The organism is Planomonospora antibiotica, assembly GCF_014647955.1.
GTDB lineage: Bacteria > Actinomycetota > Actinomycetes > Streptosporangiales > Streptosporangiaceae > Planomonospora > Planomonospora parontospora.
The window spans coordinates 23,578-47,755 of record NZ_BMQE01000022.1 but is presented as its reverse complement, the minus strand read 5'-3'; the positions used below and the strand labels follow the sequence as shown (position 1 = coordinate 47,755).

Annotated in this window: 24 protein-coding genes and 1 tRNA gene; 10 read left to right on the top strand and 15 right to left on the bottom strand. The window is 72.7% G+C overall.

The genetic code is table 11. From position 1 onward, the window contains the following. The first annotated feature begins 31 nt into the window (after positions 1–31). The 3 genes from IEZ06_RS20320 to IEZ06_RS20310 all read left to right on the top strand — a co-directional run bounded on the left by IEZ06_RS20320 (position 32) and on the right by IEZ06_RS20310 (position 2,994). The gene (locus IEZ06_RS20320) at positions 32–1,738 is read left to right on the top strand and encodes a molybdopterin-dependent oxidoreductase (protein ID WP_189238287.1); all 1,707 of its coding nucleotides are present in this window, start codon (positions 32–34) and stop codon (positions 1,736–1,738) included. A 240-nt stretch (positions 1,739–1,978) separates the two neighbouring features. Beyond that, positions 1,979–2,728: a toxin glutamine deamidase domain-containing protein gene (locus IEZ06_RS20315; protein ID WP_229798441.1), complete on the top strand. Its 750-nt coding sequence runs from the start codon at positions 1,979–1,981 to the stop codon at positions 2,726–2,728. Next, positions 2,725–2,994, top strand: coding sequence for an SUKH-4 family immunity protein (locus IEZ06_RS20310; protein ID WP_189238286.1), 270 nt, complete (start codon positions 2,725–2,727; stop codon positions 2,992–2,994). Before IEZ06_RS20315 ends, IEZ06_RS20310 begins: the two co-directional genes overlap by 4 nt. A 128-nt stretch (positions 2,995–3,122) precedes the next feature. Here the strand turns inward: IEZ06_RS20310 and IEZ06_RS20305 are convergent, their stop codons facing one another. Then, a complete protein-coding gene (locus IEZ06_RS20305) occupies positions 3,123–3,494 on the bottom strand; it encodes a winged helix-turn-helix transcriptional regulator (RefSeq protein ID WP_189238285.1) in 372 nt (123 codons plus the stop codon). A gap of 79 nt (positions 3,495–3,573) precedes the next feature. Here IEZ06_RS20305 and IEZ06_RS20300 point away from each other — a divergent pair, with 79 nt between their 5' ends. Continuing rightward, positions 3,574–3,984, top strand: a complete 411-nt coding sequence (locus IEZ06_RS20300; RefSeq protein WP_189238284.1) for a RidA family protein — start codon at positions 3,574–3,576, stop codon at positions 3,982–3,984. 20 nt (positions 3,985–4,004) lie between these two features. Here IEZ06_RS20300 and IEZ06_RS20295 read toward each other — a convergent pair whose 3' ends face one another. Beyond that, positions 4,005–5,282, bottom strand: coding sequence for an MFS transporter (locus tag IEZ06_RS20295; RefSeq protein WP_229798439.1), 1,278 nt, complete (start codon positions 5,280–5,282; stop codon positions 4,005–4,007). 56 nt (positions 5,283–5,338) lie between these two features. On the opposite strand from IEZ06_RS20295, the gene IEZ06_RS20290 reads away from it, so the two are divergent. The 3 genes from IEZ06_RS20290 (at position 5,339) to IEZ06_RS20280 (ending at position 8,615) form a co-directional block, all read left to right on the top strand. Next, on the top strand, positions 5,339–5,935 hold the full coding sequence (locus tag IEZ06_RS20290) for a CGNR zinc finger domain-containing protein (RefSeq protein ID WP_307811730.1): 597 nt from the start codon (positions 5,339–5,341) through the stop codon (positions 5,933–5,935). Between the two features lie 237 nt (positions 5,936–6,172). Next, the gene (locus IEZ06_RS20285) at positions 6,173–6,565 is read left to right on the top strand and encodes a hypothetical protein (RefSeq protein ID WP_189238282.1); all 393 of its coding nucleotides are present in this window, start codon (positions 6,173–6,175) and stop codon (positions 6,563–6,565) included. A gap of 1 nt (position 6,566) precedes the next feature. Continuing rightward, positions 6,567–8,615 carry a DUF4132 domain-containing protein gene (locus tag IEZ06_RS20280; RefSeq protein ID WP_189238281.1) on the top strand — a complete coding sequence of 683 codons (2,049 nt, stop codon included), beginning with the start codon at positions 6,567–6,569 and terminating at the stop codon, positions 8,613–8,615. 197 nt (positions 8,616–8,812) lie between these two features. Here IEZ06_RS20280 and IEZ06_RS20275 read toward each other — a convergent pair whose 3' ends face one another. From IEZ06_RS20275 to IEZ06_RS37245, 4 genes are all read right to left on the bottom strand, one after another. After that, on the bottom strand, positions 8,813–11,335 hold the full coding sequence (locus IEZ06_RS20275; RefSeq protein WP_307811731.1) for an ABC transporter permease: 2,523 nt from the start codon (positions 11,333–11,335) through the stop codon (positions 8,813–8,815). Beyond that, entirely contained in the window at positions 11,332–12,102 is a 771-nt protein-coding gene (locus tag IEZ06_RS20270) for an ABC transporter ATP-binding protein (RefSeq protein WP_189238280.1), read from the bottom strand. The genes IEZ06_RS20275 and IEZ06_RS20270 overlap by 4 nt, the downstream gene beginning before the upstream one ends. Positions 12,103–12,285: 183 nt before the next feature. Beyond that, positions 12,286–12,951, bottom strand: coding sequence for a response regulator (locus tag IEZ06_RS20265; protein ID WP_229798437.1), 666 nt, complete (start codon positions 12,949–12,951; stop codon positions 12,286–12,288). Next, positions 12,948–14,159: a sensor histidine kinase gene (locus tag IEZ06_RS37245; RefSeq protein ID WP_189238279.1), complete on the bottom strand. Its 1,212-nt coding sequence runs from the start codon at positions 14,157–14,159 to the stop codon at positions 12,948–12,950. The genes IEZ06_RS20265 and IEZ06_RS37245 overlap by 4 nt, the downstream gene beginning before the upstream one ends. A 178-nt stretch (positions 14,160–14,337) precedes the next feature. On the opposite strand from IEZ06_RS37245, the gene IEZ06_RS20255 reads away from it, so the two are divergent. After that, a complete protein-coding gene (locus IEZ06_RS20255) occupies positions 14,338–15,012 on the top strand; it encodes a hypothetical protein (protein ID WP_189238278.1) in 675 nt (224 codons plus the stop codon). A 134-nt stretch (positions 15,013–15,146) separates the two neighbouring features. Here the strand turns inward: IEZ06_RS20255 and IEZ06_RS20250 are convergent, their stop codons facing one another. From IEZ06_RS20250 to bcp, 4 genes are all read right to left on the bottom strand, one after another. After that, positions 15,147–15,506 (bottom strand): type II toxin-antitoxin system PemK/MazF family toxin, encoded by a 360-nt coding sequence (locus IEZ06_RS20250; RefSeq protein ID WP_229798459.1) that lies wholly within the window; start codon positions 15,504–15,506, stop codon positions 15,147–15,149. Then, positions 15,481–15,711, bottom strand: coding sequence for a DUF8778 family protein (locus IEZ06_RS20245; RefSeq protein ID WP_189238277.1), 231 nt, complete (start codon positions 15,709–15,711; stop codon positions 15,481–15,483). Before IEZ06_RS20245 ends, IEZ06_RS20250 begins: the two co-directional genes overlap by 26 nt. Before the next feature lie 51 nt (positions 15,712–15,762). Continuing rightward, positions 15,763–15,836, bottom strand: a tRNA-Leu gene (locus tag IEZ06_RS20240). A gap of 53 nt (positions 15,837–15,889) precedes the next feature. Continuing rightward, positions 15,890–16,357 carry a thioredoxin-dependent thiol peroxidase gene (gene bcp, locus IEZ06_RS20235; RefSeq protein WP_189238276.1) on the bottom strand — a complete coding sequence of 156 codons (468 nt, stop codon included), beginning with the start codon at positions 16,355–16,357 and terminating at the stop codon, positions 15,890–15,892. Positions 16,358–16,468: 111 nt separating this feature from the next. Here bcp and IEZ06_RS20230 point away from each other — a divergent pair, with 111 nt between their 5' ends. Beyond that, positions 16,469–16,813, top strand: coding sequence for a DUF3618 domain-containing protein (locus IEZ06_RS20230; protein ID WP_068894955.1), 345 nt, complete (start codon positions 16,469–16,471; stop codon positions 16,811–16,813). A 174-nt stretch (positions 16,814–16,987) separates the two neighbouring features. Here the strand turns inward: IEZ06_RS20230 and IEZ06_RS20225 are convergent, their stop codons facing one another. After that, entirely contained in the window at positions 16,988–18,181 is a 1,194-nt protein-coding gene (locus IEZ06_RS20225; protein WP_189238275.1) for an amino acid deaminase/aldolase, read from the bottom strand. 153 nt (positions 18,182–18,334) lie between these two features. Between IEZ06_RS20225 and IEZ06_RS20220 the strand changes: the two genes are divergently transcribed. Next, entirely contained in the window at positions 18,335–18,964 is a 630-nt protein-coding gene (locus IEZ06_RS20220; protein WP_189238274.1) for a DUF6286 domain-containing protein, read from the top strand. Between the two features lie 303 nt (positions 18,965–19,267). On the opposite strand, the gene IEZ06_RS20215 is transcribed toward IEZ06_RS20220, so the two are convergent. From IEZ06_RS20215 to gcvT, 4 genes are all read right to left on the bottom strand, one after another. Continuing rightward, positions 19,268–21,034, bottom strand: coding sequence for a hypothetical protein (locus tag IEZ06_RS20215; RefSeq protein ID WP_189238273.1), 1,767 nt, complete (start codon positions 21,032–21,034; stop codon positions 19,268–19,270). A 151-nt stretch (positions 21,035–21,185) separates the two neighbouring features. Next, positions 21,186–22,595, bottom strand: a complete 1,410-nt coding sequence (locus IEZ06_RS20210; RefSeq protein WP_189238272.1) for an L-serine ammonia-lyase — start codon at positions 22,593–22,595, stop codon at positions 21,186–21,188. A 78-nt stretch (positions 22,596–22,673) separates the two neighbouring features. Further along, positions 22,674–23,063: a glycine cleavage system protein GcvH gene (gene gcvH / locus IEZ06_RS20205; RefSeq protein ID WP_189238271.1), complete on the bottom strand. Its 390-nt coding sequence runs from the start codon at positions 23,061–23,063 to the stop codon at positions 22,674–22,676. Further along, positions 23,060–24,157 carry a glycine cleavage system aminomethyltransferase GcvT gene (gene gcvT, locus IEZ06_RS20200; protein ID WP_189238270.1) on the bottom strand — a complete coding sequence of 366 codons (1,098 nt, stop codon included), beginning with the start codon at positions 24,155–24,157 and terminating at the stop codon, positions 23,060–23,062. The genes gcvH and gcvT overlap by 4 nt, the downstream gene beginning before the upstream one ends. Positions 24,158–24,178: the final 21 nt, after the last annotated feature.

Here is a 24,178-nt window from a genome sequence, read left to right as displayed (position 1 = left end):
TCCGGCCCTCCGGCGGGCGTAGCGTCGAGCCATGGAGAGCAACGGGCGCGCACCCGCATGGGCCGCGGCACTGATCGGGCTGGTCGCCGGCGCGGTGGCGGTCGGGGTGTCCCTGCCGGTCGCCGCGCTGGTCAAGGCCTCGGCCTTCCCCGTCGTCGCGGTCGGGGACGCCGCCGTGGACCTGGCCCCCGCGTGGTTGAAGGAGTGGGCGATCCGCGCCTTCGGCGAGAACGACAAGGCCGTCCTGCTCGCCGGCGTCCTCGCGGTCCTCGCCGCCGTCGCCGCCGGCACGGGAGCGCTGGCGGTCCGCGGCCTGCGGTACGGCCTGGCCTGCCTGGCCGCGTTCGGCGCCGTCGGCCTCCTGGCGGTCCTCACCCGCCCCGGCGCGGGGCCCGGTGACGCCGTCCCCACGCTGCTGGGAGTCGCCGCCGGGATGTCCGCCCTGTCCCGGCTGCTCCGCCGCGCCCGCCTCGGTCCCCCGCCCCGCCTCGCATCCCTCCCCGCGGCCCGCGGTGGGGCCCACGGTGAGGCCCGCGGTGAGGCCGGGCCGCGGCCGGAACCCGGAACGGCCCCGGGGGCCGAGGCGGGCCCGGAGACGGTGGAGCGGCACGGCGTCCCCGGCGGCGTCCCCGGCCCGGCGGTCATGCGCGCGGGGGAGGACCTGCGCTCCTTCGACCGGCGCGGACTGCTGACCGCGGCGCTCGGCGGAGTGGCCGTGGCCGGGATCGGCGGCGCGGCCGGGCGGCTGCTGTCCGGAGGGGCCGAGGCGGACGCGGCCCGCAACGGAGTGGCGCTCCCGCGTCCCGCGGTCCCCGCCCGGCCGGTCCCCGCCGGCAGCGATCTCAAGATCAGCGGGCTGTCGCCGTTCTTCACCCCCAACCACGACTTCTACCGGGTGGACACCGCCCTGCTCGTCCCCAAGGTCGACCCGCGCGACTGGACCCTCACGATCACCGGCATGGTCGACCGGCCGGTCGAGCTGACCTTCGCCGACCTGCTGGGGCGGCCCCTGGTGGAGGCCGACGTCACGCTCTGCTGCGTGTCCAACGAGGTCGGCGGGCCGTACATCGGCAACGCCCGCTGGCTCGGCGTCCGCCTGGCCGACGTCCTGCGCGAGGCCGGCGTGCACGCCGGCGCCGACATGCTGCTCAGCACCTCCACCGACGGCTGGACCTGCGGCACCCCGGCCGACGTCGTCCTCGACGGCCGAGAGGCGCTCCTGGCCGTCGCGATGAACGGCGAGACGCTCTCCGCCGACCACGGCTTCCCCGCCCGGCTGGTCGTCCCGGGTCTGTACGGCTACGTCTCCGCGACCAAGTGGGTGACGGAGATCAAGGTCACCCGGTTCGACCGGGACGAGGCCTACTGGACGCCGCGGGGCTGGTCGGCGAAGGGCCCGGTCAAGACGCAGTCGCGCATCGACCTCCCCAGGCCCGGAGAGGTCCTCCCGCCCGGCCGCACCGTGATCGCCGGGGTGGCGTGGGCGCAGCACAAAGGGGTGGACGCGGTCGAGGTGCGCGTCGACGGCGGGCCGTGGCGGCGGGCCCGGCTGGCCGAGGCGCCCACGGCCGACACCTGGCGCCAGTGGGTCCTCGATGACTGGGACGCCACGGCGGGCGAGCACACCATCGAGGTGCGGGCCACCGACGCCACCGGCCGCACGCAGACCGCCGAGCGGGCCCCGGTGGCCCCGGACGGCGCCACCGGCCTGCACGCGGTCACCGTCAGGGTCGGCTGAACCTCGGGCCTGCGCGCGGTCACCGCCGGGACCGCCCGAACCCCCGGCCTGCGCGCGGTCACCGTCAGGGCCGGCTGAACCTCGGGCCTGCGCGCGGTCACCGCCGGGACCGCCCGAACCCCCGGCTGAGCCCTCGGCCCGGAGGAAGTCCACCGGCCCGGATCTGGTCAACTCACCCGCACCGCCGCGGTGACCGCCCTACGATCGGGGCTGCGAAACGTGGAGCGAGGGGGGATTCATGTGACGCGATGGTCCGTGCCCGCAGGTGTCTACAACCCGGTCGTGACCGCCGACGGGAAACGGTGGCGCGACTTCGAGCTGGACGGAGCCGTCTCGGTCGTCGTGGCCGCGCCCCGGGAGCCCGAACGGGAACCCTGGAGGCCGCCCCGGCTGGACCGGTGCAGGCCGTACGGCACGGCGGGCGGGCTGTCGAGGCCGGAGCCGCAGGCCCAGGCCGACATCGAACAGGCCGTCCCGGTCGACGAACGGGGCGCGCCGCGGCGCTTCCCCGATCCCCGGGGCATGTGGATCCGGCTGATCAACGCCACCGGCCCGGCCGACGACCCGTTCCGCGCGACCAACGCGATGGACTGCGCGATGGCGGTCCTCGCCACCTGGTACGGCATGCCGACCGTCGCCGCCCCCCGGCACGCCGAATACGACCGGATCGGCAAGCCCGTGCTCACCGGCGAGACCGGGGGACCGGCCCGCGCCGAGCGCTGGCTGGGCCACCGCTTCCAGCTCGTCGGCCAGGGCCGCGGCGCCTACGCCCTGGTCGCCCAGCGGCTGCTGGCCGGGGGACACGGCTCCGCCGCGCTCCTGGTGACCCGCTGGCCGACCGGCGGCAGCCACGCGTGGAACGCCGTCAACTCCGGAGGAGAGGTGATCTGGATCGACGCCCAGCGGGGCCACATGGCGGTCGAACCGCCGTACGACGCGGTGACCGGCGTCTTCTGCGTGGCGCTCGACCGCGAGGGACGGCCGCTGTGAACCTGGACCAGGCAAGGGCCGTGGCGGAGGAGTACTTCAACGGCGTCCGCCCCCTCGACGCCGCCCTGGAGGTCAGGGTCCACGCCTTCAAGGAGGGCTACGTCGCCTGGACCAGGGAACCCGGGGAGGACGACCCGGCCGCACTGCCCGAGACCGTCGGCGCCGGCTGCATCGTGATCGACAGGGCCACCGGCGAGGTCTTCATCCGCCCGCTCCTCAACCCCGAGACCGTGGCCGAGCAGTGGCCGGGGCGCCGCCCCCGCTAGTGCGCTGAGTCGGTAGTCCGCCTCCGTTCGCCCGTCAGCTCCGCGAACCACCGCTCGACCAGGTCGAGCCAGGACGTGCCGCTCACCCCGGCGTGTGAATCCGGCCGGTACCGGTCCGGAGAGAAGGCTCAGAGGCCTGTCTCCACCCGCGTATCGAAAGCGTCGCGTGCGCGCTCGATGGCGGGCATGTGCTCCGAGGCCCACGTCAGCAGTACGTCAATGGGCTGCCGAAGGGTCTTGCCGAGCGGCGTGATCCGGTACCTGACCGCCACCGGGCGCGTGGAGACGACCTCGCGTTCGATCACCCCGTTGCGCTCAAGGCGGCGAAGAGTGGCGGTCAGCGACTTCTGAGTGACCGCAGGAATGGCCCGGCGGAGCTCGTTGAAGCGGCAGGGGCGTTCGCAGAGCTCGTTGAGCACGCCGAGGGACCACTTGTCGAGCACCTGATCGAGGAGCTCGCGGTGCGGGGCGTCGATGTGGAGCCGGCCCTCGGTATCCATGGTGAAACCTGGTCTCGTTGAAGTGTCCTTTATGTACTAGATATCTTACGGGTACCTACTTTGAGAAGGAGAAACGGCCATGACTGTTCAGCACTTCACGCCGGAAGGCATGATGCAGCCCGTCCCCTACCATCACGTGGCCGTCGGCAAGGGCACCACTCAGGTACATGTCAGCGGGCAGATCGCCCGCCGGGCGGACGGAACCCCGGTGGCCCCCGGCGATCTCGCCGGGCAGGTCGCCCAGGCCTTGCGGAACACCGCCCTCGGCCTGGCGGGCGCGGGCGCCTCGTTCGCGGACGTGCTGCGCCTGACGTTCTACGTGACCCGGTGGAGCCCGGAGAAGATCGGCGACTTCATGGCCGGAGTGGAGGCCGTCGCCGAAGAGATCGGCCTCCCGCTTCCCATGCCGCCGGCCAGCCTCATCGGTGTCGACTACCTCTTCGAGCCGGATGTGCTCGTCGAGGTCGAGGCGACCGCACTGCTCGACTGATGCGGTACACGTGGCCCGGGTCACGTCCGAACTCTCCCGTGCGCGTCCGGGAGAGCCGCCCGCCGGGCGTCGCCGGCACCGGCCCGCCGGACGCGCCGGTGGGCCCGGCTGTGCCAGGCGAAGCAGAGCGCGGCCAGCACCTGGACGCCGGCCGCGGCCAGGAGCGCCCCGGGGAGCGACCGGTCCGCGACCGGTCCGGCGACGCCCGCCCCCAGCGCGAAACCCGTGATCTTCAGGCTCGCGCCCGTCGTGAAGACCTGACCGCGCAGCCGCCCGGGCGCTTCACGGTGGCGCACCGCGAACAGCGCGGTGAGCTGGGGGCCCTCCGCGATGCCGACGATCACCATCGCGGCGATGAGCAGGGCCGGCCGGCCGGTCGCGAGGAGGACGAGCGCGACGGCGAGGACGATCGTGCTGCACCAGATGACGGTGTCCGGGGCCAGGAGCCGGGGGTGGCGGGCGAGCACCGCGTTGGCGGCGAGCGCGGAGGCGGCGGCGACGGAGAGAAGGATCGCTCCGTGGCCGGCCGCGCCGAGGGACTCTCCGAGCAGCGGGACGCATGCGATCAGCATGCCCTGGCCCGCGCAGGAGACCACCGAGGTGGTCGTCGCTCTGGCCAGTCCCCGGCTGCGGAGGATGACGCGGACTCCGGCGACGAGATCGGAGGTGATCGGGGGGCCCGACCGGCGCTCCGCATCGGAGGCGATCGAGGGGCCCGACCGGCGCTCCGCCGGCTCGGGGACCGCGGGGAGCGTCAGCGCCGAGGGCAGCGCGGCACAGATCAGCGCCGCGGACGCGACGACGCCGGCCGGGGCGCCCCACACCCCCGCGACGACCCCGGCCAGCGCCGGGCCCACCAGGCTCGCGAGGTCGAACGTCATCGCGTCGAGCGCGCCGGCGCGGGGGAGCCGCCCGCCGGTCGCGACGCGGGGCAGCTGGGAGGTCCATCCGCCGGACAGGGCCGGTCCCAGCAGTCCGGCGCACACGGCGATGAGGATCGTGGCGACGAGCGGGACGCGCCCCAGGCCGGCCAGGACGGCCGCGAGCCCCGCCGCGTAGAGGCCGAGCGCCCAGGCGAGCAGGCGGCCCGGCCTGGCCGCCCTGTCGATCAGTACGCCGAAGACGGGACCGCCGACCGCCGCCGAGACCGTGATGCCCGCCAGCAGCCAGGAGGCCGTGGAAGCGGATCCGGTCACCGCCAGTCCGGCGAGCAGCAGGGCCGGTCCCGACATCTCGTCTCCCGTGCGGGCGGTGACCGCCCCGACGGCGTACCACCGCATGGCGTAACGCTTTTTCACGAGGGTCACGTTACGCAGGTAACTCAAAACTCGACCAGATGCGTTACATTCAACCGGTGACCGCTTCGAGTCGTGAATGGTCCACCCGTCATTCGGTGCAGGCCGTCGCCCGGCGGACCGCCGCCCTCCTCAACGCCCTGTCCGGCGAGGACCCGGCCCCGGGTGCGATCGCCGACCTGCTCCGGGAGCACGGAGAGGCCGGCTCCATCGATCTCTCGCCGAGCGATGTCGCCGAGCTGCGCGCCGCCGCCGTGCAGCTGCGGGAGGTCTTCGCCGCCGCCCACGTCGACGCCGCCGCGTCCCTGTTGAACCGGCTGCTACGGCAGAGCCCCGGAGCCCTCCGCCTCACCTCGCACGGCGGCCTCACCCCCTGGCACCCCCACCTCGACAGCGACGACGACGCCCCCTGGGGGGAGTGGTTCCTCGCCTCGTCGTGCATGGCCCTGATGGTCCTCATCTGGGATCGCCAACGTCCACCGGGCGGCCTGTGCGCATCGCCCGGCTGCCGGAACGTCTATCTCACACAGGGAAGCGGCCTGCCGCGCCGTTACTGCTCACGCCGCTGCGCGACGCGCGAACGGGTGGCCTCCCACAGGCGCTCGCGAGCCGCCGGCCCCGCTGCGCGAGGGTCGCGCCGGGAGCTCGACGACTAGGGTCTGTTTCAGAAGTCGATCACACTAGTACCTCAGCCGGAGACCGGCGGTGCCGGGAGGCAGGCCGCAGGCTTCGAGACCGTGTCGAGAGGTCCCGCCCCACGGCCGTGAAGCGGTCATGTCCGTGGTCGGGCGCGGGGATCCCGGTGCCCGTCGAGTCCGGCACACGGGGTTCTGTCGTCCGCCGGTGATATTCATGGCCTCCATTGCGATCTTCGAGACGTGTGAGGCGATGAAATGGCGACGGTCATCTTCCGTGACGAGACGGCAACCGGGAAACCGCTGACCGAGTTCGCCCTGCCGGATCTGCCGGAGAGCATCTCGGCCCGGGAACTGGTACGGCTGCGCGTGCGCGAGGAGGTGGCCCGCCACAACGCCGCGCCCTCCCATCACTTCCGCGGCCTGGTCAAGCCCACCGACGCCGAGGCCGAACTGAACGGCTACCGGATGCGGACCGCGCGCAGGCTCGACTGGGAGAGGCAGGCCGACGCGGCCGAGGCCGCCTTCGCCCGCAACGGCTTCCTGCTGCTCGTCGGCGACCGCCAGATCGAGGACCTGGACACCGAGATCGACCTGATCGCCGACCCGGTCGTGTCGTTCGTCAAGCTCGTGCCCCTGGTCGGCGGCTGACGTGGGGGTCATCGACGGCCTTCCGGTTGAGCTCCACGGCTGGCTCGACGAATTGGACGAGGCGACGCTGGCCGTGTTCCGCCGCCTCGACGCCACCCTCCGTCCCCAAGACGCCCACCGTTTCGTCGACGACGCGCTTCTGAGGGAGCTCTCCTCCGGGTGGGGCGAGGCCGAATGGCGGACAACGGCATTGTGGGCGCAGCTGCTCACGCGGACCACCGACGGCAGCGTCGCCGGTCAGGTGCTTCTCACCAGGCTGGCGCAGCGCAAGCTGCGCTGGACCCCGCAGGAGCGAGAACTGCTGTGGCGGACCACGCTCACCCCGCCGGCGCAGTACAGGACGGACGTGTACTACCGCATCCCGATCTCCTCGATCAGGGGGCTGCCGCCGAGCGAGCGCGAACCGCTCCTGCCCCACCTCATGCTGGCCCGGCAGGAGATGGAGGCGGTCCCGTTCTCGGCCGGGTGGGCGGCCAAGCGGCTGCTGGACGACCTCCTCGCCGAGCACCTGGCCGGCGACCCCGCCGAGGCCACGCGTTCCCTGGTGCCCGAGTGCGACGGCTTCGCCGTGCTGCTGCGCGAGGAGTACGGCGAGCGCCTGGGCGAGGCCGACGCCCTCCCGCTCCTGAGGCACTGGACCACCGCGACATCCGCCACCCCGGCGCCGCAGTGGACGGCACGCGCAGCCGAGCTGCTCACACCCCGTACGATCGAACTGATACGGGAGATCTTGGGCCGCGTGCCGGCGTACCGTGAAGGACCCTGGCACAACGGCTACCGGGAGGTCGTCACCTATCTCCGGGAGCGCACCGCCGAGCTCCTGCGCGGCATGATCTGGACCTGCGAGCTGATCGACGAGCCCTGGGTGACCGGGCTCCTGGGCGACGTGGCCCTGGCCACCGGCACCGGGATCGGCGGATCAGGCCCGAACTCACGAAGCGAGCGCATGGCCAACGCGGCCCTCGGCGTGCTGGCCCGGCGAGGGGGCACGGAAGCGGTCGCCCAACTGGCCCGCGTCCAGGCCAAGGTGCGGAGGAAGAGCATTCTGGCCAAGGTCGAGCAGATCCTCGAGTCGATCGCCGTACAGACGGGCCTGTCCCCGGAGCAGTTGCTCGAACGCACCGTCCCCACCTTCGGCCTGGACCACGACGGCACGCGCACTGAGCAAGGACTGACCCTGTCACTGACCGGCGCGATCACCTACAACGGCCGCAAGACCATTCCCAGGAGCGTCGAGCGGGAGTTGCTGGCCGACTTCAGGGCCACGGCCAAGGAGCTGAAGAAGGCGATCCTCGCCGAACGGTTCCGCGTCGAGCACGCCCTGGCGTCCGAGCGGACCTGGTCATGGCAGGAGGCGTGCGAGTTCTACCTCGACCACCCGATCACCGGCGCCTTCGCCCGGAACCTGATCTGGGAGATCCTCCAGGGCCCGGCCGGACTCCCCGTCCGCGTCGACGGAACCTGGGAGCTGACCGACCCGGCCGGACGCCGCACCCAACCGCGCCCTGACACCCCGGTTCGCCTGTGGCACCCCATCTCCCACACCGCCGACGAGGTCCGCGCCTGGCGGGACCACCTCCTGGCGATCGGTCTGCGCCAGCCGTTCAAGCAGGCCTTCCGCGAGGTCTACCTGCTCACTCCCGCCGAGGAGGAGACACACGACCACTCACGCCGGTTCTCCGATCACCTGCTCCGCTACGGCCAGGCCAAGGCCCTGCTCACCGAGACCGCCCGCACCCGGCGCGACGCGCTGGCCCGCCTCCTGCCCCGGCTGAAGATCGCCGACCGGGCCGAGCTGACCGACCGGTTCCTGCGCGTCCGCGGCGACCTGCGCACCTACCGGATCCATCTCGGCTCGGGCAACATCCTGATGGAACCCAACGACGCCCACCTGTGCATCGTCCCCGGCCGCGACCGCGACACCGGCTCCGTCTTCCTGCCGTTCGAAGAAGACGGCGGCATGCTCTCGGTCATCCTGTCCAAGGCGTTCCTGCTCGCCGCCGACACCGCCATCACCGACCCGTCCATCACCCGGCAGCTCACCGGATGAGACACGCCCCGCCGGTGACGGGCCCCTCGCGGGACCCCCACCGGCGGGCACGCCCCCAGCGGCGGGACCGGGGCACCGCCCCCGTCGAGGGTGCCCCGGTCTCCGTCTCGGCCCGGCCTCCGTCTCGGCCCGGCCTCCGTCTCGGCCCGGCCTCCGTCTCGGCCCGGCCTCCGCCTCGGCGCCGGACCGCGCCCCGATCAGCCGCTCGCCAGCGAACCGACGATGGACGCCCGCGCCGCCCTGCGCGCGGGCAGCACCGCGGCGACCACCCCGGCCAGCCCGGACAGCGCCACGAACGCCAGGATCTGCAGGACCGGCACCTGGAAGGAGACGTCCGTCGTCATCGTCCGGGCCGCCGCCCAGGCGTAGGCCACCCCCAGCACGACGCCCACCAGAGCACCGATGAGCCCCAGGATCAACGCCTCCACCGAGAGCATCCGCCGCAGCTGAGGCCGGGTCAGCCCCAGCGCCCGCAGCAGCGCCGACTCCCGGGTCCGCTCGTGGACCGAGAGGGACAACGTGTTCGCGATGCCCAGCAGCGAGATGAGGACCGACAGCCCCAGCAGACCCGTGATGATCATCAGCATCATGTCGAGCGACTCGTCGAACTCGCTCCGGACCTCCGTCGAACTGGCGACCTTCGCCGTCGGGTACGGATCCGCCGCCGCGTCCACGGCCGCCCGAGCCCGGTCGAAAGCGACACCGTCCCGGGCGTTGACCATGATCGACGAGTCGCCGACCTTCCCGAAGTAGCGGTCGAACTCCGCCTCCGGCACCGTCACCCCCGACAGGCTCGCCCGCTGCGGATCGAACAGCGCCACGACCGTGAGCTCGACCGTGCCGGCCTCGGCCGTCTTCACCGGCACCCGGTCCCCGACCCCGATCCCGAGATCCTCCGCCACGTAGTTCGCCACCACCGCCGTACCCGGCCTGAGCAGGTCGATCGACCCCGACTCCAGACTCGGCCGGAAATCCCGCGACGCGGTGAAGGTCCCAACCTCGTACTCCGCGCCCTTCCCCCCGACCTCGGCGACCGCCCCGCGCATCGCCACCACCGACGTCAGCTCCGGCCGGGACCGCAGATCCTCCGCCAGCGCCCGCGACAGCTCCGACCCCCGGTCCTGCGGCTGGACCATGTAGTCGACCGGGAACTGCTCGTCCAGCTTCGCCGAGTACGTCACCCGCAGCGTGCCCGTCAGCACCGCGATCAACGTCATCAGCGTCACACCCACCGTCAGCGCCACCGTGGTGGTCGCCGACCGCTTCGGATTGCGGCGCGAGTTGTCCGTGGCCAGCCTGCCCGGCACCCCGAACAGCCTCCCCGGTACCCAGCCCACGAACGACGACAGCGGCCTGACCAGCACCGGACCCAGGATCAGCAGCGCGAAGAAGACCAGCGAACCACCGGCCATCACCACCACCAGCGCCGCCTGGCCGACCGGCATGCTCAACGCCGCCACCGTGGCGCCCACACCCGCCACCAGGAACAACGCGGCCGCCACCACCCGCACCGCCCCGGTCCGGAAGACCCGCTCCTCCACCTGCGCACGCAGCGCCGCGATCGGCGCCACCCGCGTCGCCGAACGCGCCGGCAGCAGCGCCGACCCCACCGTCACCACGAGCCCGATGACCAGACCCAGCGCGATCGTGCGCGGCGCCAGCGACGGCGTCACCACCGGCAACGGCACGTCCAGCGACGACAGCACCGCCAGCGCCCCCGCGCCCAGCCCGTAACCGAGCAGCAGACCCAGCCCCGAGGAGAGCAGGCCCACCACGACCGACTCCAGCACGATCGAACCGAACACCTGCCCCCGGGTCGCGCCGATGCACCGCAGCAACGCCATCTCCCGCGTCCGCTGGGCCACCAGGATGTTGAAGGTGTTGTAGATCACCAGCGCGGCCACGAACATCGCCACCAGGCCGAACATCAGCAGGCCCATCGTGATCACGTCGTCGTCGGCGCCGTTGACCCGCGCCATGTCCGCGGCATAGGCCTCACCGGTCTTGACCGTGACACCGCTCCCGAGCGCCGCCGCGACCGAGGCCCGCAACTCCTCCTGGCCCACCCCCTCGGCCGCCAGCGCGTCGATCTCGTGGAACCCCTCCGCCCCGGTCATCGACCAGGCCGTCTCGGTGGTGAAACCGACCGCGCCGGTGTAGACCAGCTCCTGGTCCAGACTCAGATCCACCAGCCCGACGAGCCTGAACTCGTGCCGGGCCTCCTCCGCGTCCAGCACCGCGATCGTGTCGCCCACCTTGAAACCGTGCCGCTCGGCGGTGCCCTCGTCCAGCACCGCCTCCCCGCCGTTCCGCGGCGCCGCACCACTGGAGATCACCGTACGGTTCAACCGGCCCTCGGGGACCGAGATGCCGCTCGTCGGCCGGTCCCCGGCGGCCTTCCCGTCCTTGCCGAGCAGCGCCGCCGTACCGCGCACCAGCCCCTGCGCGTCGGCGAGCCCGTCCACCCCCCGGACCTTCTCCAGCACCGAGGCCGGCAGGGACGGCTCCTCCTCACCGCGCCGCCCGGAGTCCGGGAACACCGCGACGTCGATCTTGTCGCCCGCCGCCGCGAACTTCTGCGTGAACCCCGCCTGGATGGTGTCGGTGAGCACGAACGTGCCCGCGATGAAACCCACCCCCAGCGCGATCGCCAGAGACGTGAGCAGCAGACGCAGCCTGTGCGCCCGCAACCCGGCCAGAGTCGTCCTGAGCACCGTCACGCCTCCAGCTTCATCAGCGTGTCCAGCACCGTCTGCGGCGTCGGCCGCTCCAGCTCGCTGACCAGCCCGCCGTCCCGCAGGAAGACCACCCGATCGGCGTACGACGCTGCGACCGGGTCATGCGTGACCATCACGATCGTCTGCCCCAGCTCCCGGACCGACGAACGCAGGAACGACAGCACCTCGGCACCGCTGCGCGAGTCCAGGTTCCCGGTCGGCTCGTCGGCGAAGATGACCTGCGGCTTGCTGATCAACGCCCGGGCCACCGCCACCCGCTGCTGCTGACCACCCGACAACTCGGTCGGCTTGTGCCCCAGCCGATCGCGCAGCCCCACCGTCTCCACCACCCGGTCGAACAGGACCCGGTCGGCCTGCCGACCGGCGATCTCCAGCGGGAGCAGGATGTTCTGCTCGGCCGTCAGCGTCGGCAGCAGGTTGAACGCCTGGAAGATGAACCCGATCCGCTCCCGCCGCAACAGCGTCAGCTGCTTGTCGCCCAGCCCCGTCAGCTCCACGTCCCCGATGCGGACCCGCCCGCCGCTGACCGTGTCCAACCCCGCCAGGCAGTGCATCAGCGTGGACTTACCGGACCCCGAAGGACCCATGATCGCGGTGAAGGCGCCCGTCGCGAAGGAGACGTCCACCCCGCGCAGCGCGTGCACGGCCGCGTCCCCCTGCCCGTACACCTTGGTCAGGCCCTCGGCCACCACGGCCGGCGCCCCGCTCTCCCGCGCGCTCCACGCGCCGATCTCTCCGGTGACGGTCACGTCGACCCCTCCTCGGCATAGATGCGTTATGACGGGCAAAACGCTATTGCCGAGAAAGCCGGGATCCATCGGACGAGCGGCCGGACTTCCCCTCCACCGAAGAGGCACGACGACACCACCGGTGCGACCTCCGGCGTACCGGCCCCATCGGCCATTCGGCCGATGGAACCCACCGCCGCCTGACTACCCCGCCGAATGCGGGACGACCAGCCCCGCCTCATAGGCGAACACCACCACCTGCGCCCGATCCCGCAACCCCAGCTTCGCCAGCACCCGCCCCAGATGCGTCTTCACCGTCGCCTCCGCCAGCTCCAACCGCCCCGCGATCTCCGCATTCGACAACCCCCGCGCCACCAGCACCAGCACCTCCCGCTCCCGCGCCGTCAACCCCGACACCGCCTCCGGCTCCACCCCGCCCGGCGAAGGAAGGTGCACCGCGAACCGCTCCAGCAACCGCCGCGTCGCACTCGGCGCCACCACCGCGTCCCCACCGTGCACCGCCCGGATCGCACTCACCAGATCCACCGGCGGCACATCCTTCAACAGGAACCCCGACGCCCCCGCCTTCAACGCCGCGAACACGTACTCGTCCAGATCGAACGTCGTCAGGATCAACACCCGCGGAGCCCCCTCCACCGCACGGATCAACCGGGTCGCCTCCACCCCGTCCATCACCGGCATCCGCACGTCCATCAGCACCACATCCACCTCGACCCCGCGCAGCACCTCCACCGCCGCCCGCCCGTCGGCCGCCTCCGCCACCACCTCGATGTCCGGCTGCGCCCCCAGCACCATCCGGAACCCCGTCCGCAGCAGCTCCTGATCGTCGACCAGCATCACCCGGATCACGCCGCCCGACTCCCGCCCACCTCACCGAACGGCAACCGCACCACCACCTGGAACCCGCCCCCCGGCCGCGGCCCCGCCTCCACACTCCCGCCGAACATCGCCACCCGCTCCCGCATCCCCACCAGCCCATGACCCCCAGACCGGCCCGGCGCCGCAGCCCCCCGGCCGTCATCGGCCACCCGCACCACCAGCTCCCGCACGCCGTACTCCATCTCCACCTCGGCCCTGCTCGCCGGACCACCGTGCTTGAGCGTATTGGTCAACGCCTCCTGGACGATCCGGTACACCGTCAGCTGCTCGCCCTCCGGCAACTCCCGCACCGTCCCCGAGACCCGCAATCCCACCGGCAACCCCGACGAACGCACCTGCTCCACCAGATCGTCCAACTGCGACAACCCCGGCTGCGGAGCATAATCCCCCCGGTCCTCCCCACCCTCCGCCCCCGCGTCCGCCCGCAGCACCCCCACCATCCGGCGCATCTCCGCCAGCGCCCGCCGCCCCGTCGCCGAGATCGCCTGCACCGCCAGCCGCGCCTGCTCCGGATCACCGTCGATCGCGTACCCCGCGCCGTCCGCCTGAACGATCATCACGCTCACGTTGTGCGCCACCACGTCGTGCAACTCCCGCGCGATCCGCGCCCGCTCCGCGGCCGCCGCCAGCCGGGCCTGCTGATCGCGCTCCCGCTCCGCCCGCTCCGCCCGCTCCTCCAGACCCTCCAGATAACGACGCCGCGTGTTCGCGTAGATCCCCGCGATCCAGACCGCCACCACGAACACCGACGTGCTCGCCCACGACCTCGGATCGGGCCGCTCCGTGATCCGCCCGTACGAGAGCGCCAACCCCAGCTCCGCCACCAGCCCCGCCGCCACCGCCCAGCGCAACGGGCGGTACGACGCCACCGCGTACATCGCGATCAGCACCGACAGGTTGACCGGCAGCGGCTCCACCCCGAACGACCACTGCACGAAACTGGCCAGCGCGACGACCGCGAACACGCCCACCGGCCACCGCCGCCGCCAGAACAACGGCACCAGCAGCACCACGCCCAGCACCCCGTGCACCACCAGCGGAGGACCCCCCGGCAGGAAAGCCGGATCCCTCGCCAGGACCACGAGATTGGACGCACAGAACAACACGAACGGCGCCAGCCACAACGCGTCCACGACCCTCGGATGGCGCCCGCTCCAGGCGTGAAGTCTGCCGAACATGCCACCACCCTACGTATCCCCAGCTCAGCGCCCTTCCCCCGAAAGGGGGAGACCCGCCTACGACTCAGGTCGCACACCCACCACCCCCGCGCCGCCCCTTACATCCCGCTTACGCCCCCTCCGGCACCATGGTTTCCGGGAGCACCCCCTCGGGGGTGAGTAAAGGGAGAGATTGCCTGTGACGGCGGATCGCAACAACCCCGGGTCGCGCGACGACGAGAACACGCCACGCGACCCGGGGCCCCGGGACGGAGACACCCGGAACCTCCCCGCCCAGGACGACGCGCCCACCGCGCACACCCCCACCGACGCGTACGGCGCCCCCGCCGCATACGGGCCCGGCGGCACCGGGGCCCCGGCCGCATATGGGCCCCATGGATCCGGCGCCCCCGCCGCGTACGGGCTCCACGGCCCCGGCGACACCGGCTGGAACGTCCCGGGCCCGCACACCCCCACCGACGAACGACCCCGCCCCGGCCGCTACGCCAGGATCGCCCGCGCCACCCGCGGCAAACCCTTCCAGGTCGCCGCCGCAGCCGTCATCGGCGCCGTCCTCGGCGGCGGAACCGTCGCCGTCGTGGACACCATCGGCGACCGCCACCGCGCCGGAAACGCCTCCAACCGCGTGGACGACCACCGCACCCCGCCCGGCGACGGCTTCGACCGCCTGCTCGAAGGACGCGGAGACGAAGGGTACGGAGCCGGCGAACGCGGGAACGGCGAAACGCGCATCTTCCAGGGCGGAAGCGACGAGTGGAACCCCGGCGACGGCTTCCGGATGCCCGACCAGTGCGAATCCACCCAGGACGGCTTCCGCTGCGCCGCCCCCACCTCGGCGCCCTTCACGCCCTGACCCGCGACTATCGCCCCGAAAAGGTCCGCGGCCGATCAGAGCGTGAACAAAACGGCGGCTCAGGCTGTCTGGTGGCGTCCGCTGTCTGAGTCGTAACTCATCAGCCAGTCCCGTTGCGTACTGGTGCTCTTTCGTCAGAGCGTGAGGTGCATACGAAGCGCCTTATTCAGGCGGTGAAGCGCGCCAGCTGGGATTCTGTCGATCCTGGTATGAACGCGCTCTATGGAGACCGCACGGATCTGTTCCGGCTGTGCTTTGGAATCGTTGGCTAGTCCGCATTCGTCTGCTGTGAGCAAGACGTGGAAAGAGAGCACACGCTGCGTATTGGAGGTGATGGGTACCACGGTCACGACGCCTCGGCCCTTGCGCTCCGCGGTACGGTTGGCCGCGTCGTTGCTGACGATCACGGCCGGTCGTGTCTTGTTCGCCTCTGAGCCTCTGACCGGTTCGAGGTCTATCCAATAGATGTCACCTCGACGCAACAGGGGCCCCATCACCTGCGGTGGCCTCCCACAGCGCGGCGTCTTCACTGCCTTCCCACTCGCTGAAGGCGAAGTCGTACTCTTCTTCCAGTTTGGCCGTGCGAAGCAGGGCTATCGCTGCATGGAGCGCGGCCGATCGAGAGGCGGTGCCGGTCTGATCGATGTATTCATCGAGAAAGGCCACGTCTTCTTCGGGCAAGCTGACGCTTAGCTCCATGACATCGATGCTACCTGGGGTGCTACCAGCGTGGCTACCGCTTCTCGGTTGTGGGGCCGGCGGGATTCGAACCCGCACTGTCATGATCCTAAGTCATGCGTCTCCTGCCGTTGGACTACGGCCCCGCCGATACGGCCGGTGCCATCCTAGTTCAGGTAAAGGCACCAACCGCACCTCATTAGCCGAGACCGAGTTCGCGGCGGAGGCGGGCCACGTGGCCGGTGGCCTTCACGTTGTAGAGGGCCTTCTCCACCTTTCCGTCGGCGTCGATGACGAAGGTGGAGCGGATGACGCCGACGGTGGTCCTGCCGTACATCGTCTTCTCGCCGTAGACGCCGTAGGCCTTGTGCACCTCCAGCTCGGGGTCGGAGAGCAGGGGGAAGGTCAGCGCGTCGTGCTCGGCGAACTTCGCGAGCTTGGCGGGGGTGTCCTTGGAGACGCCGAGTACGGCGAAGCCCGCGGCGGTGAGGGAGTCGAGGCTGTCGCGGAAGTCGCAGGCCTGCTTGGTGCAGCCGGGGGTCATGGCGGCGGGGTAGAAGTACAGGATGACGCGCCTGCCGCGGTGGGCGTCGAGGGAGACGGTGGTGCCGTCGGCGGCCGGTAGGGCGAACTCCGGGGCGGCGTCGCCTGGTTCGAGTTTCGTCACGTTTCCTCCGAGGAATGGTTCTCCCTGGTCAACTTACCGGCCTGCCCGAAGTGTCAGGGGAGCGTCGGACCTGAGAGACTGATCGTCGTCGAGGGCGACGAGAGGAGAGCCATGGCGGAGACCGATCCGGCTGAGCTGGAGCGGCGGATCGAGCGCACGCGGGCGGAGTTGGCCGAGACGGTCGACGCCATCGCGGACCGGGTGCGCCCGAAGAACGTCGCGCGGCGGACGGTGGCCAGGGTGGAGGCGAACGCGAAGCAGTTCGTCGCGTCCGTCGGGGACAGGATCGGTGACGCGGTGGGGGTCTCGCCGCGTCCGGTGAAACCGGCGGGTGAGCCCGGGGACGACCTGTGGGCGGACGAGGCGCCGGGTCTGGCGCCGGTGCTGATCGGCGTGGGGGCGGTCCTGGTGGTCGGGGCGGCGGTCCTGCTGGTGAGGCGGCGCCGCCGGAGGTGACGTGCCGCCGGAGGCGGCGTGCGGGGCGGGGCCGCGGGTGCGGCCCCGTGCTCCGGTGGGTGGGATGCGTGGTCCTTCGCGGGGCCCGGTGTGGTTCCGTGCTCCGGTGGGCGGTGGTGCGCGGCCCTCTCGGGGCGAGGCCCGGTGGGGCCGGTGCTCCGGTGGGCGGCGGGGTCAGAGGAAGGTGCGGCCCTCGCCCCGGTAGGTGGGGACCTCGTCGACGATCTCGTCGCCGTCGATGAGGTGGAGGGTGGCGAAGCGTTCGCAGAGTTCGCCGGCCTTGGCGTGGCGGAACCATACGCGGTCGCCGAGGCGGAGGTCTTCGGCGGGCTGGCCGATGAGCGGGGTCTGGACTTCGCCGGCGCCTTCGCGGGGGTCGTAGCGCAGGCCGCAGGGCAGGTAGGGCTGAGGGAGCCGGTCGGGTCCGGGTGTGCCGGAGGCGGTGTAGCCGCCGCCGAGGACGGTGGCGACGCCGGGGGCGGGGCGGCGGACGACGGGCAGGGCGAAGAGGGCGGCGGGGCGGCCGGTGAAGCCGCGGTAGAAGTCGAACAGGCGCGGGTGGTAGAAGCCGGAGCCGGCGGTGAGTTCGGTGACGGCTTTCTCGCGGGTGGTGGTGGCGAGGCTGCCGGTGCCGCCGCCGTTGACGAATTCGAGGTCGGCGAACTGGCGGACGGCCTGGACGATGCGGCCTCTGCGGAGGATGAGTTCGCGGCGGGAGCGGGCCTGCATCCAGCGGATGGCGCGGGCGGTGAGGGGGTGGCCGGGCGGGTCGTCGCCGACTCCGGCGATCTGGGCTTCGTAGGCCATGACGCCGGTGAGGCGGAGGCCGGGGCGTTTGGCGATGTCGGCGGCGAGGTCGGCGGCCTGGTCGGCGTCGCGGACGGGGGAGCGGAGGGCTCCGGCGCGCAGGCGGCCGCCGAGGGCGGTGTAGCCGGCGTCGACGTCGAGGCAGAGGCGGATCTCGTGGCGGTCGCGGAGTCCGGCGGTGGCGGTCTCGATGAGGTCGAGGTGGTCGGTGCGGTCGACCATGAGGGTGATCTCGCGGGCGGCGCGGGGGTCGGTGGTGAGCCGGGTCATGGCGGTGCGGTCGGCGGTGGGGTAGGCGACGAGGATGTCGCGCAGGCCGGTGGAGGCGAGCCAGAGGGCTTCGGGGAGGGTGTAGGCCATGGTGCCGGTGTAGCCGTCCATGGCGAGGATGCGTTGGAGGACGGGGCGGGAGCGGATGGACTTGCTGGCGACGCGGATGGGTTTGCCGCGGGCGCGCCGGGTCATGTCGGCGGCGTTGGCGCGCAGGGCGGCGAGGTCGAGCACGGCGAACGGGGGTTCGAGGTGCGCGGTGGCCCGGTCGTAGCGCTGGCGGTCGTCCATGGGGGCAGGATAACTCCGCCCGACCATACATGAGTAGCTCTCATGTTAACCGGCCGCGGGTAAATTCTTCCTCCGGATCGGGTCAGCAATCGCGTGGGCCGGTGCGTCGTGCCGTACCGGGGCGGGGGTGGGCGCCGTAGACCTGGCCGGGTGATGACTACTCTCCAGGAGATCCTGGCGGGCCCGGGAGGCGCGCCGGAGGCGCCCGAGGGGCCGCGGCCGCAGGCGGGCGGGCGCAGGGCGGCGCGGTTGCTGCGGCCGAGCCGGGGCCCGGCGGGCGCGGTGGTCGCGCTGGCGGCCGCGGTGGTGCTGTCCGCGCTGGCGGCGGGCACGGTGACGCTGCTGAGCGGGTCGTCCTCGGCGCTGGCGGTGTACGGCCGGCTCGCGGCCGGGCCGGGTGCGCTGAGCTGGTCGGACCCGGTGGTGCTGGGGGCGGCGTTGGGCGTGGTGGCGGTGGGTGCGGCGCTGGTGGCGGTGGCGGTCGTGCCCGGGCGGCCCCGGCTGGTGCCGCTGGAGACGGGGGATCCCCTGGCGGTGATCGGCCTGACCCGGTCGGGGCTGCGCCGTACGCTGCGGGCCGCGGCGGAGTCGGTGGACGGGGTGGGCCGGGCGCGGGTGCGGCTGGGCCGCGGCGGCGTGGAGGTCCTGGTGGTCGCGGAGACGGACGGGACGGGGCGGTTGCTGCGCCGGGTGGGGGCGGAGGTCGGGGACCGGCTGGCCGCTCTGGGCGCGGTGTGCGGTGACGAGGTCGTGGTGCGGTTGCGCGGCCGGGGGATCGGATGAGGGTCTTTCCGGACGGTCTGCGCGGCCGGGGGTCCGATGAGGGCGTTTCCGGGCGGTCTCCGGGGTCGGGGGTCCGATGAGGGTGTTTCCGGGTGGTCCGGGCGGGCGGAGGGGCTGATGAGGGCGTATCTGGGCAATCGCATCGGTCTGACCGTCACCGGGCTGGTGCTGGCCGGGGCGGGGGCGTACGGCGTGCTGCGCGGGCTGGGGGAGGTCCCGGGGCACGCGGCGGAGGCGCCGGTGCTGGACCCCGGACTGCCGGCGCGGCTGGCGGAGGACCCCGGGGCGGGGTGGCTGGCGGCGCTAGTACTTGTAGTACTGGGGCTTGTCGCGGTCCGCTGGCTGCTGCGGTCCCTGGGCTGGGGGCGGCGGGGCCGCCGCAGTGAGACCGGGATCGCGATGCTGGGGGTCGCGCTTAAAGAAGTCGAAGGGCTGAGCCGGGTCCGGGTCCGGACGGTCGAGGGGGACCGGATCCGGATCGGGGTACGCTGCGGGCCCGCGACCGACGTCGGCGAGCTCGTAGCGCGGATGAACGAGGACGCCGTCGACAGGGTTCGGCGGGCGGTAGGGGACGATGCGCTGGGGGTCTCCGTCCGGGTGCACGTCCGCCGTCGCTGAGGCCCGCCGGGCGGCCTGGTCCGGGGGGCTCACGGGGTCCTCGGCGGGGGCGCCGGGGGTGTCGGCGGCGGTCTCGGAGTCGCGCCCGCCGAAGGCCAGTCCGGCGGCCAGACAGGCGAGGGGTGCGGCGACCGCCGCGTGGCGGTGGTCGAAGGCCGAGGTGAACTGCGGCAGCGCGATCAGGGCGGCGGCCGCGGTCCAGGGCGGGAGGAGGGCGCCGCCGAGGCGCCGCCAGCGGGTCAGGACGCCGATCAGGCCGATGGCCAGGACGACGCCGAGGAAGGGTCCGCGCAGGAAGCCGTGTTCCTGGTAGGCGCGCAGCCAGCTCGCGTAGGGGTCGACGAGGCGCGGTTCGCCGGGGTCCGCCTGGTAGGCGGTGGCGAGCTCGGCGGCGGTGCGGCCGCCGGCGGCGGGGGTGTCGGGTAGCGAGGCGGCGGCGTCGGGGAAGACGTGGGCGCTCTGGTCCTCCGTGGTGGGGTAGACGCGCCGGTCCCAGTCGAAGACGTGGGCGAGGTCGGTGAGTCCGGTGCGCAGGAAGTCGGCGGGCTGGGCTCTGACGGCCTGCAGGGCGAAGTCGCCGGCGAGCGCGTCGCGTTCGGCGGGGGAGCCCTGGAACCTGTTCAGCGGCGAGCCGCCGTCCGAGAGGTAGGCGGGGGGCGGCTTGCGCTCGCCGGGCGGTTCGGCGGGGCAGAGGGCGGCGGCGGGGCCGGTGGGCCTGATCCGGGCGCAGTCGGCGAAGGTCGTCGTGCGGGCCCAGAGGTGGGCGTTGCCGCGGGTCAGGCCGTGGTCGCCGAACTCGGTCCTGAACCAGGCGGCGTGCGCGCCGAGGGTCAGGGCGGCGGCCGCGGCGGCGGCGGTGACGGCTTTCCAGCCGGCGCGGCGGACGGCCAGGCAGACGAGGACCAGCAGGAGCAGCGGCAGGCCGATGACGCGGGTGGCGGCGGCCGCGGCCAGGAGGGTGCCGGCGAGCAGGGCGGTCCGGGCGGACGGGCGGCGGTTCCACAGCAGCAGGGTGAGGGCGAGCACGGTGAGGGTCTGGAAGAGCGCGTCCGCCGTGACGAGGTGTTCGAGCTGGATCTGGTGGGCGTCGAGCAGGGCGGGGAGCGCGGCGAGGGTGGCGCCCCAGCCGGGGAGCCCGGCCAGGCGGCGCAGGAGGAGGTAGACGCAGCAGGCGGTGGCGAGGCCGAGCAGGTGCTGGGCGACGACCACGGCCTGCACGCTCTGCAGCGGGCTCAGCAGCCGCAGGAAGAGGGGGTAGCCGGAGGAGTGCGACTCGGTGGGGCGGAGGGCGAGGGCGGCGTCGAGGTGGGTGAAGGAGTCGGGCCAGAACCACAGGGCGGGGCGGTAGCCGAGTACGGCGAGGGCCCGCAGGGCGCCGCCCGCCGGCAGCGCGACCAGGAACAGCCAGTGGGCGCGGAGGAAGCGGCCCGCCGGTTGGGCTTCCGTCGTCACGCGACCTCCCTGACCTTCACGAACAGGTTGACCACGATAGTCCCAGGGACGGGCGGTCTCGTCCGCGATGACGGACTTGGCGGTGCTTGAGGGTGTTCGCAGCGTCCGCCCGGATGTCCGCCCGGCCGGCCTGCCGGGCGGACGTCCGCCGTCAGCACTCGATGACGTTGACGGCGAGGCCGCCGCGGCTGGTCTCCTTGTACTTGTCGAGCATGTCGCGGCCGGTGTCGCGCATGGTCTTGATGGCCTTGTCGAGGGCGACGAAGTGCCGGCCGTCGCCGCGCAGCGCGATGCGGGCGGCGGTGATGGCCTTGATGGAGGCGACGGCGTTGCGCTCGATGCACGGGATCTGGACCAGGCCGCCGACGGGGTCGCAGGTCAGGCCGAGGTTGTGCTCGATGCCGATCTCGGCGGCGTTCTCCACCTGCTCGGGGGTGCCGCCGAGCACCTCGGTGAGTCCGGCGGCGGCCATCGAGCAGGCCGAGCCGACCTCGCCCTGGCAGCCGACCTCGGCGCCGGAGATGGAGGCGTTCTCCTTGAACAGCACGCCGATGGCCCCGGCGGTGAGCAGGAAGCGGACGACGCCGTCGTCGTCCGCGCCGCCGCCCGGCCGGCCGTCCGCGCCGTCGGCTCTGCGGACGAAGCGGTCGTAGTAGGTGAGGACGGCGGGGATGATGCCGGCGGCGCCGTTGGTGGGGGCGGTGACGATGCGGCCGCCGGCGGCGTTCTCCTCGTTGACGGCGAGGGCGAACAGGGAGACCCAGTCCATCGTCTGGAGGGGGTCGCTGCCGGGGTCCTCGGCCTGCAACTGCCGGTGGAGCTGGTGGGCGCGCCTGCGGACCTTGAGGCCGCCGGGGAGCATGCCCTCCTTGGCGATGCCGCGCCGTACGCACTCGGACATGACGCGCCACAGGTCGAGCAGGCGGGCGCGGATCTCGTCCTCGGTGCGGCCGAAGGCCTTCTCGTTCTCCAGCATCAGGCCGGAGACGGACAGGCCCGTCTCGCGGCACCGGGCCAGCAGTTCGGCGGCGGTGGTGAAGGGGTGCGGCAGTTCGGTGTCGTCGGCCTTGATGCGGTCGGCGCCGGTGGCGTTCTCGTCGACGACGAAGCCGCCGCCGACGGAGTAGTAGACCTTCTCGCGGAGGGTCTCGCCGTTCTCGTCGAAGGCGGTGAAGCGCATGCCGTTGGGGTGGCCGGGCAGTGAGATCTTCCGTTCGAAGACGAGGTCCTCGCCGACGACGAAGGGGATCTCGCGGGAGCGGTACAGCCGGATGGTCCCGGAGGACCTCATGGCGGCCAGCCGCTCGTCGACGGTGTCGACGTCGACGAGTTCGGGTTTCTCGCCGGACAGGCCGAGCAGGACGGCCTTGTCGCTGCCGTGGCCCTTGCCGGTCAGGCCGAGGGAGCCGTACAGCACGGCCTCGACGCGGGCGGTCTTGTCCAGCAGGCCGTCGCGGTCGAGGCCGCGGGCGAAGCGGTGGGCGGCGGCCATCGGTCCGCCGGTGTGGGAGCTGGAGGGGCCGATGCCGATTTTGAAGAGGTCGAAGACGCTGATCGCCATTGATCGGTCCTTGTCCTTACGTCACCGGGACCGCGCGCGCCGGGCGGCGCGCGCGATCACGGCGCGGGAGAGAAGATTTCAGGATTCGCCGGAGGTGAGGGCGGTGTACTCCTCGGCGGAGAGCAGGTCGGCGGCGTCGCCTTCGAGGCGGACGCGGAACAGCCAGCCCTCGCCGTACGGGTCGCCGTTGACCAGGGAGGGGTCGTCGACGACGGCGGTGTTGACCTCGACGACCTCGCCGCCGACGGGGGCGTAGATGTCGCTGACCGACTTGGTCGACTCGACCTCGCCGACCGCGTCGCCGGCGGCGACGGTCGCGCCGACCTCGGGGACCTGCACGTAGACCACGTCACCGAGGGCCTCGGCGGCGTAGGCGGTGATGCCCACGGTGAGGACCAGGCCGTCGTCGACGCCCGCGATCCACTCGTGTTCCTTGGTGTAGTGCAGTTCGTCGGGAATGCTGCTCACTTGTTCCTCCTGTAGAAAGGCAGGTCGACGACCTCGACCGGCTCGTGGCGGCCCCGGATGTCCACCGCCAGCTCTTCCCCCGTCGCGGCGGTGTCCACGTAGGCCATGGCGACGGGCCTGCCGAGCGACTGCGAGGGGGCCCCGCTGGTGACCTCGCCGACGACGGTGCTGCCGCCGGAGGCCAGCACCACCGGGTAGCCGTGGCGGGGCACGCGGCGGCCGGCCGCGACCAGGCCCGTCAGACGGCGGGCCGGGGGGACGTCCTTGAGGGGTTCGAGGGCCGCCCGGCCGACGAAGTCGCCCGGTTTGTCAAACTTCACCACACGGCCGAGGCCGGCGTCGAACGGGGTGAGGGCGGTGGACAGCTCGTTGCCGTACAGCGGCATGCCCGCCTCCAGGCGGAGGGTGTCGCGGGCGGACAGGCCGGCGGGGAGCAGGCCGTGCGGCTCGCCCGCCTCGGTGAGCGCGGTCCACAGCGGCTCGGCGTCGTCATTGGCGACGAACAGCTCGAAGCCGTCCTCGCCGGTGTAGCCGGTGCGGGCGATGAGCGCCTCGCGGCCGGCGACGGTGGCGGGCAGCCCGGCGTAGTACTTGAGGCCGCCGAGGTCGGCGTCGGTGAGCGCGGCGAGGATCTCCTGGGACCTGGGGCCCTGGACGGCGACGAGAGCGTACTGCTCGGAGCGGTCCTCGACGACGGCGTCGAAGCCCTTGGCCCGTTCGGCGAGCCTGGCGGCCACGGCGGGGTAGTTGGAGGCGTTGGCGACGACCATGAACTCCTCGGGGGCGAGGCGGTAGACGATCAGGTCGTCCAGCACGCCACCGCGGGAGTTGACGATCATGGTGTAGCGGGCGCGGCCGGGCTCCAGCACGGACAGGTGGCCGACGAGCGCGTAGTCGAGGGCCTGGCCGGCCTGCGGCCCGGTCACGAAGATCTCGCCCATGTGGGAGAGGTCGAACAGGCCCGCGGCCTGGCGGACCGCGTTGTGCTCGGCTGACTCGCTGCCGTAGCGGAGCGGCATGAGCCAGCCCGCGAAGTCGGTCAGGGTCGCGCCGAGAGACGTGTGGACGCCGCGCAGTGGCGTGGGTCGGGGCATGATCGCACCTCAGGCATGGGT

Coding starts and splice junctions, on each gene's coding strand:
- IEZ06_RS20305 (WP_189238285.1), bottom strand. CDS start 3,494: ATGGATACCGAGGGCCGGCTCCACATCGACGCCCCGCACCGCGAGCTC.
- IEZ06_RS20320 (WP_189238287.1), top strand. CDS start 32: ATGGAGAGCAACGGGCGCGCACCCGCATGGGCCGCGGCACTGATCGGG.
- IEZ06_RS20220 (WP_189238274.1), top strand. CDS start 18,335: ATGACTACTCTCCAGGAGATCCTGGCGGGCCCGGGAGGCGCGCCGGAG.
- IEZ06_RS20285 (WP_189238282.1), top strand. CDS start 6,173: ATGGCGACGGTCATCTTCCGTGACGAGACGGCAACCGGGAAACCGCTG.
- IEZ06_RS20230 (WP_068894955.1), top strand. CDS start 16,469: ATGGCGGAGACCGATCCGGCTGAGCTGGAGCGGCGGATCGAGCGCACG.
- IEZ06_RS20250 (WP_229798459.1), bottom strand. CDS start 15,506: ATGGGGCCCCTGTTGCGTCGAGGTGACATCTATTGGATAGACCTCGAA.
- IEZ06_RS20245 (WP_189238277.1), bottom strand. CDS start 15,711: ATGGAGCTAAGCGTCAGCTTGCCCGAAGAAGACGTGGCCTTTCTCGAT.
- IEZ06_RS37245 (WP_189238279.1), bottom strand. CDS start 14,159: ATGTTCGGCAGACTTCACGCCTGGAGCGGGCGCCATCCGAGGGTCGTG.
- IEZ06_RS20300 (WP_189238284.1), top strand. CDS start 3,574: ATGACTGTTCAGCACTTCACGCCGGAAGGCATGATGCAGCCCGTCCCC.
- IEZ06_RS20225 (WP_189238275.1), bottom strand. CDS start 18,181: ATGGACGACCGCCAGCGCTACGACCGGGCCACCGCGCACCTCGAACCC.
- IEZ06_RS20210 (WP_189238272.1), bottom strand. CDS start 22,595: ATGGCGATCAGCGTCTTCGACCTCTTCAAAATCGGCATCGGCCCCTCC.
- gcvT (WP_189238270.1), bottom strand. CDS start 24,157: ATGCCCCGACCCACGCCACTGCGCGGCGTCCACACGTCTCTCGGCGCG.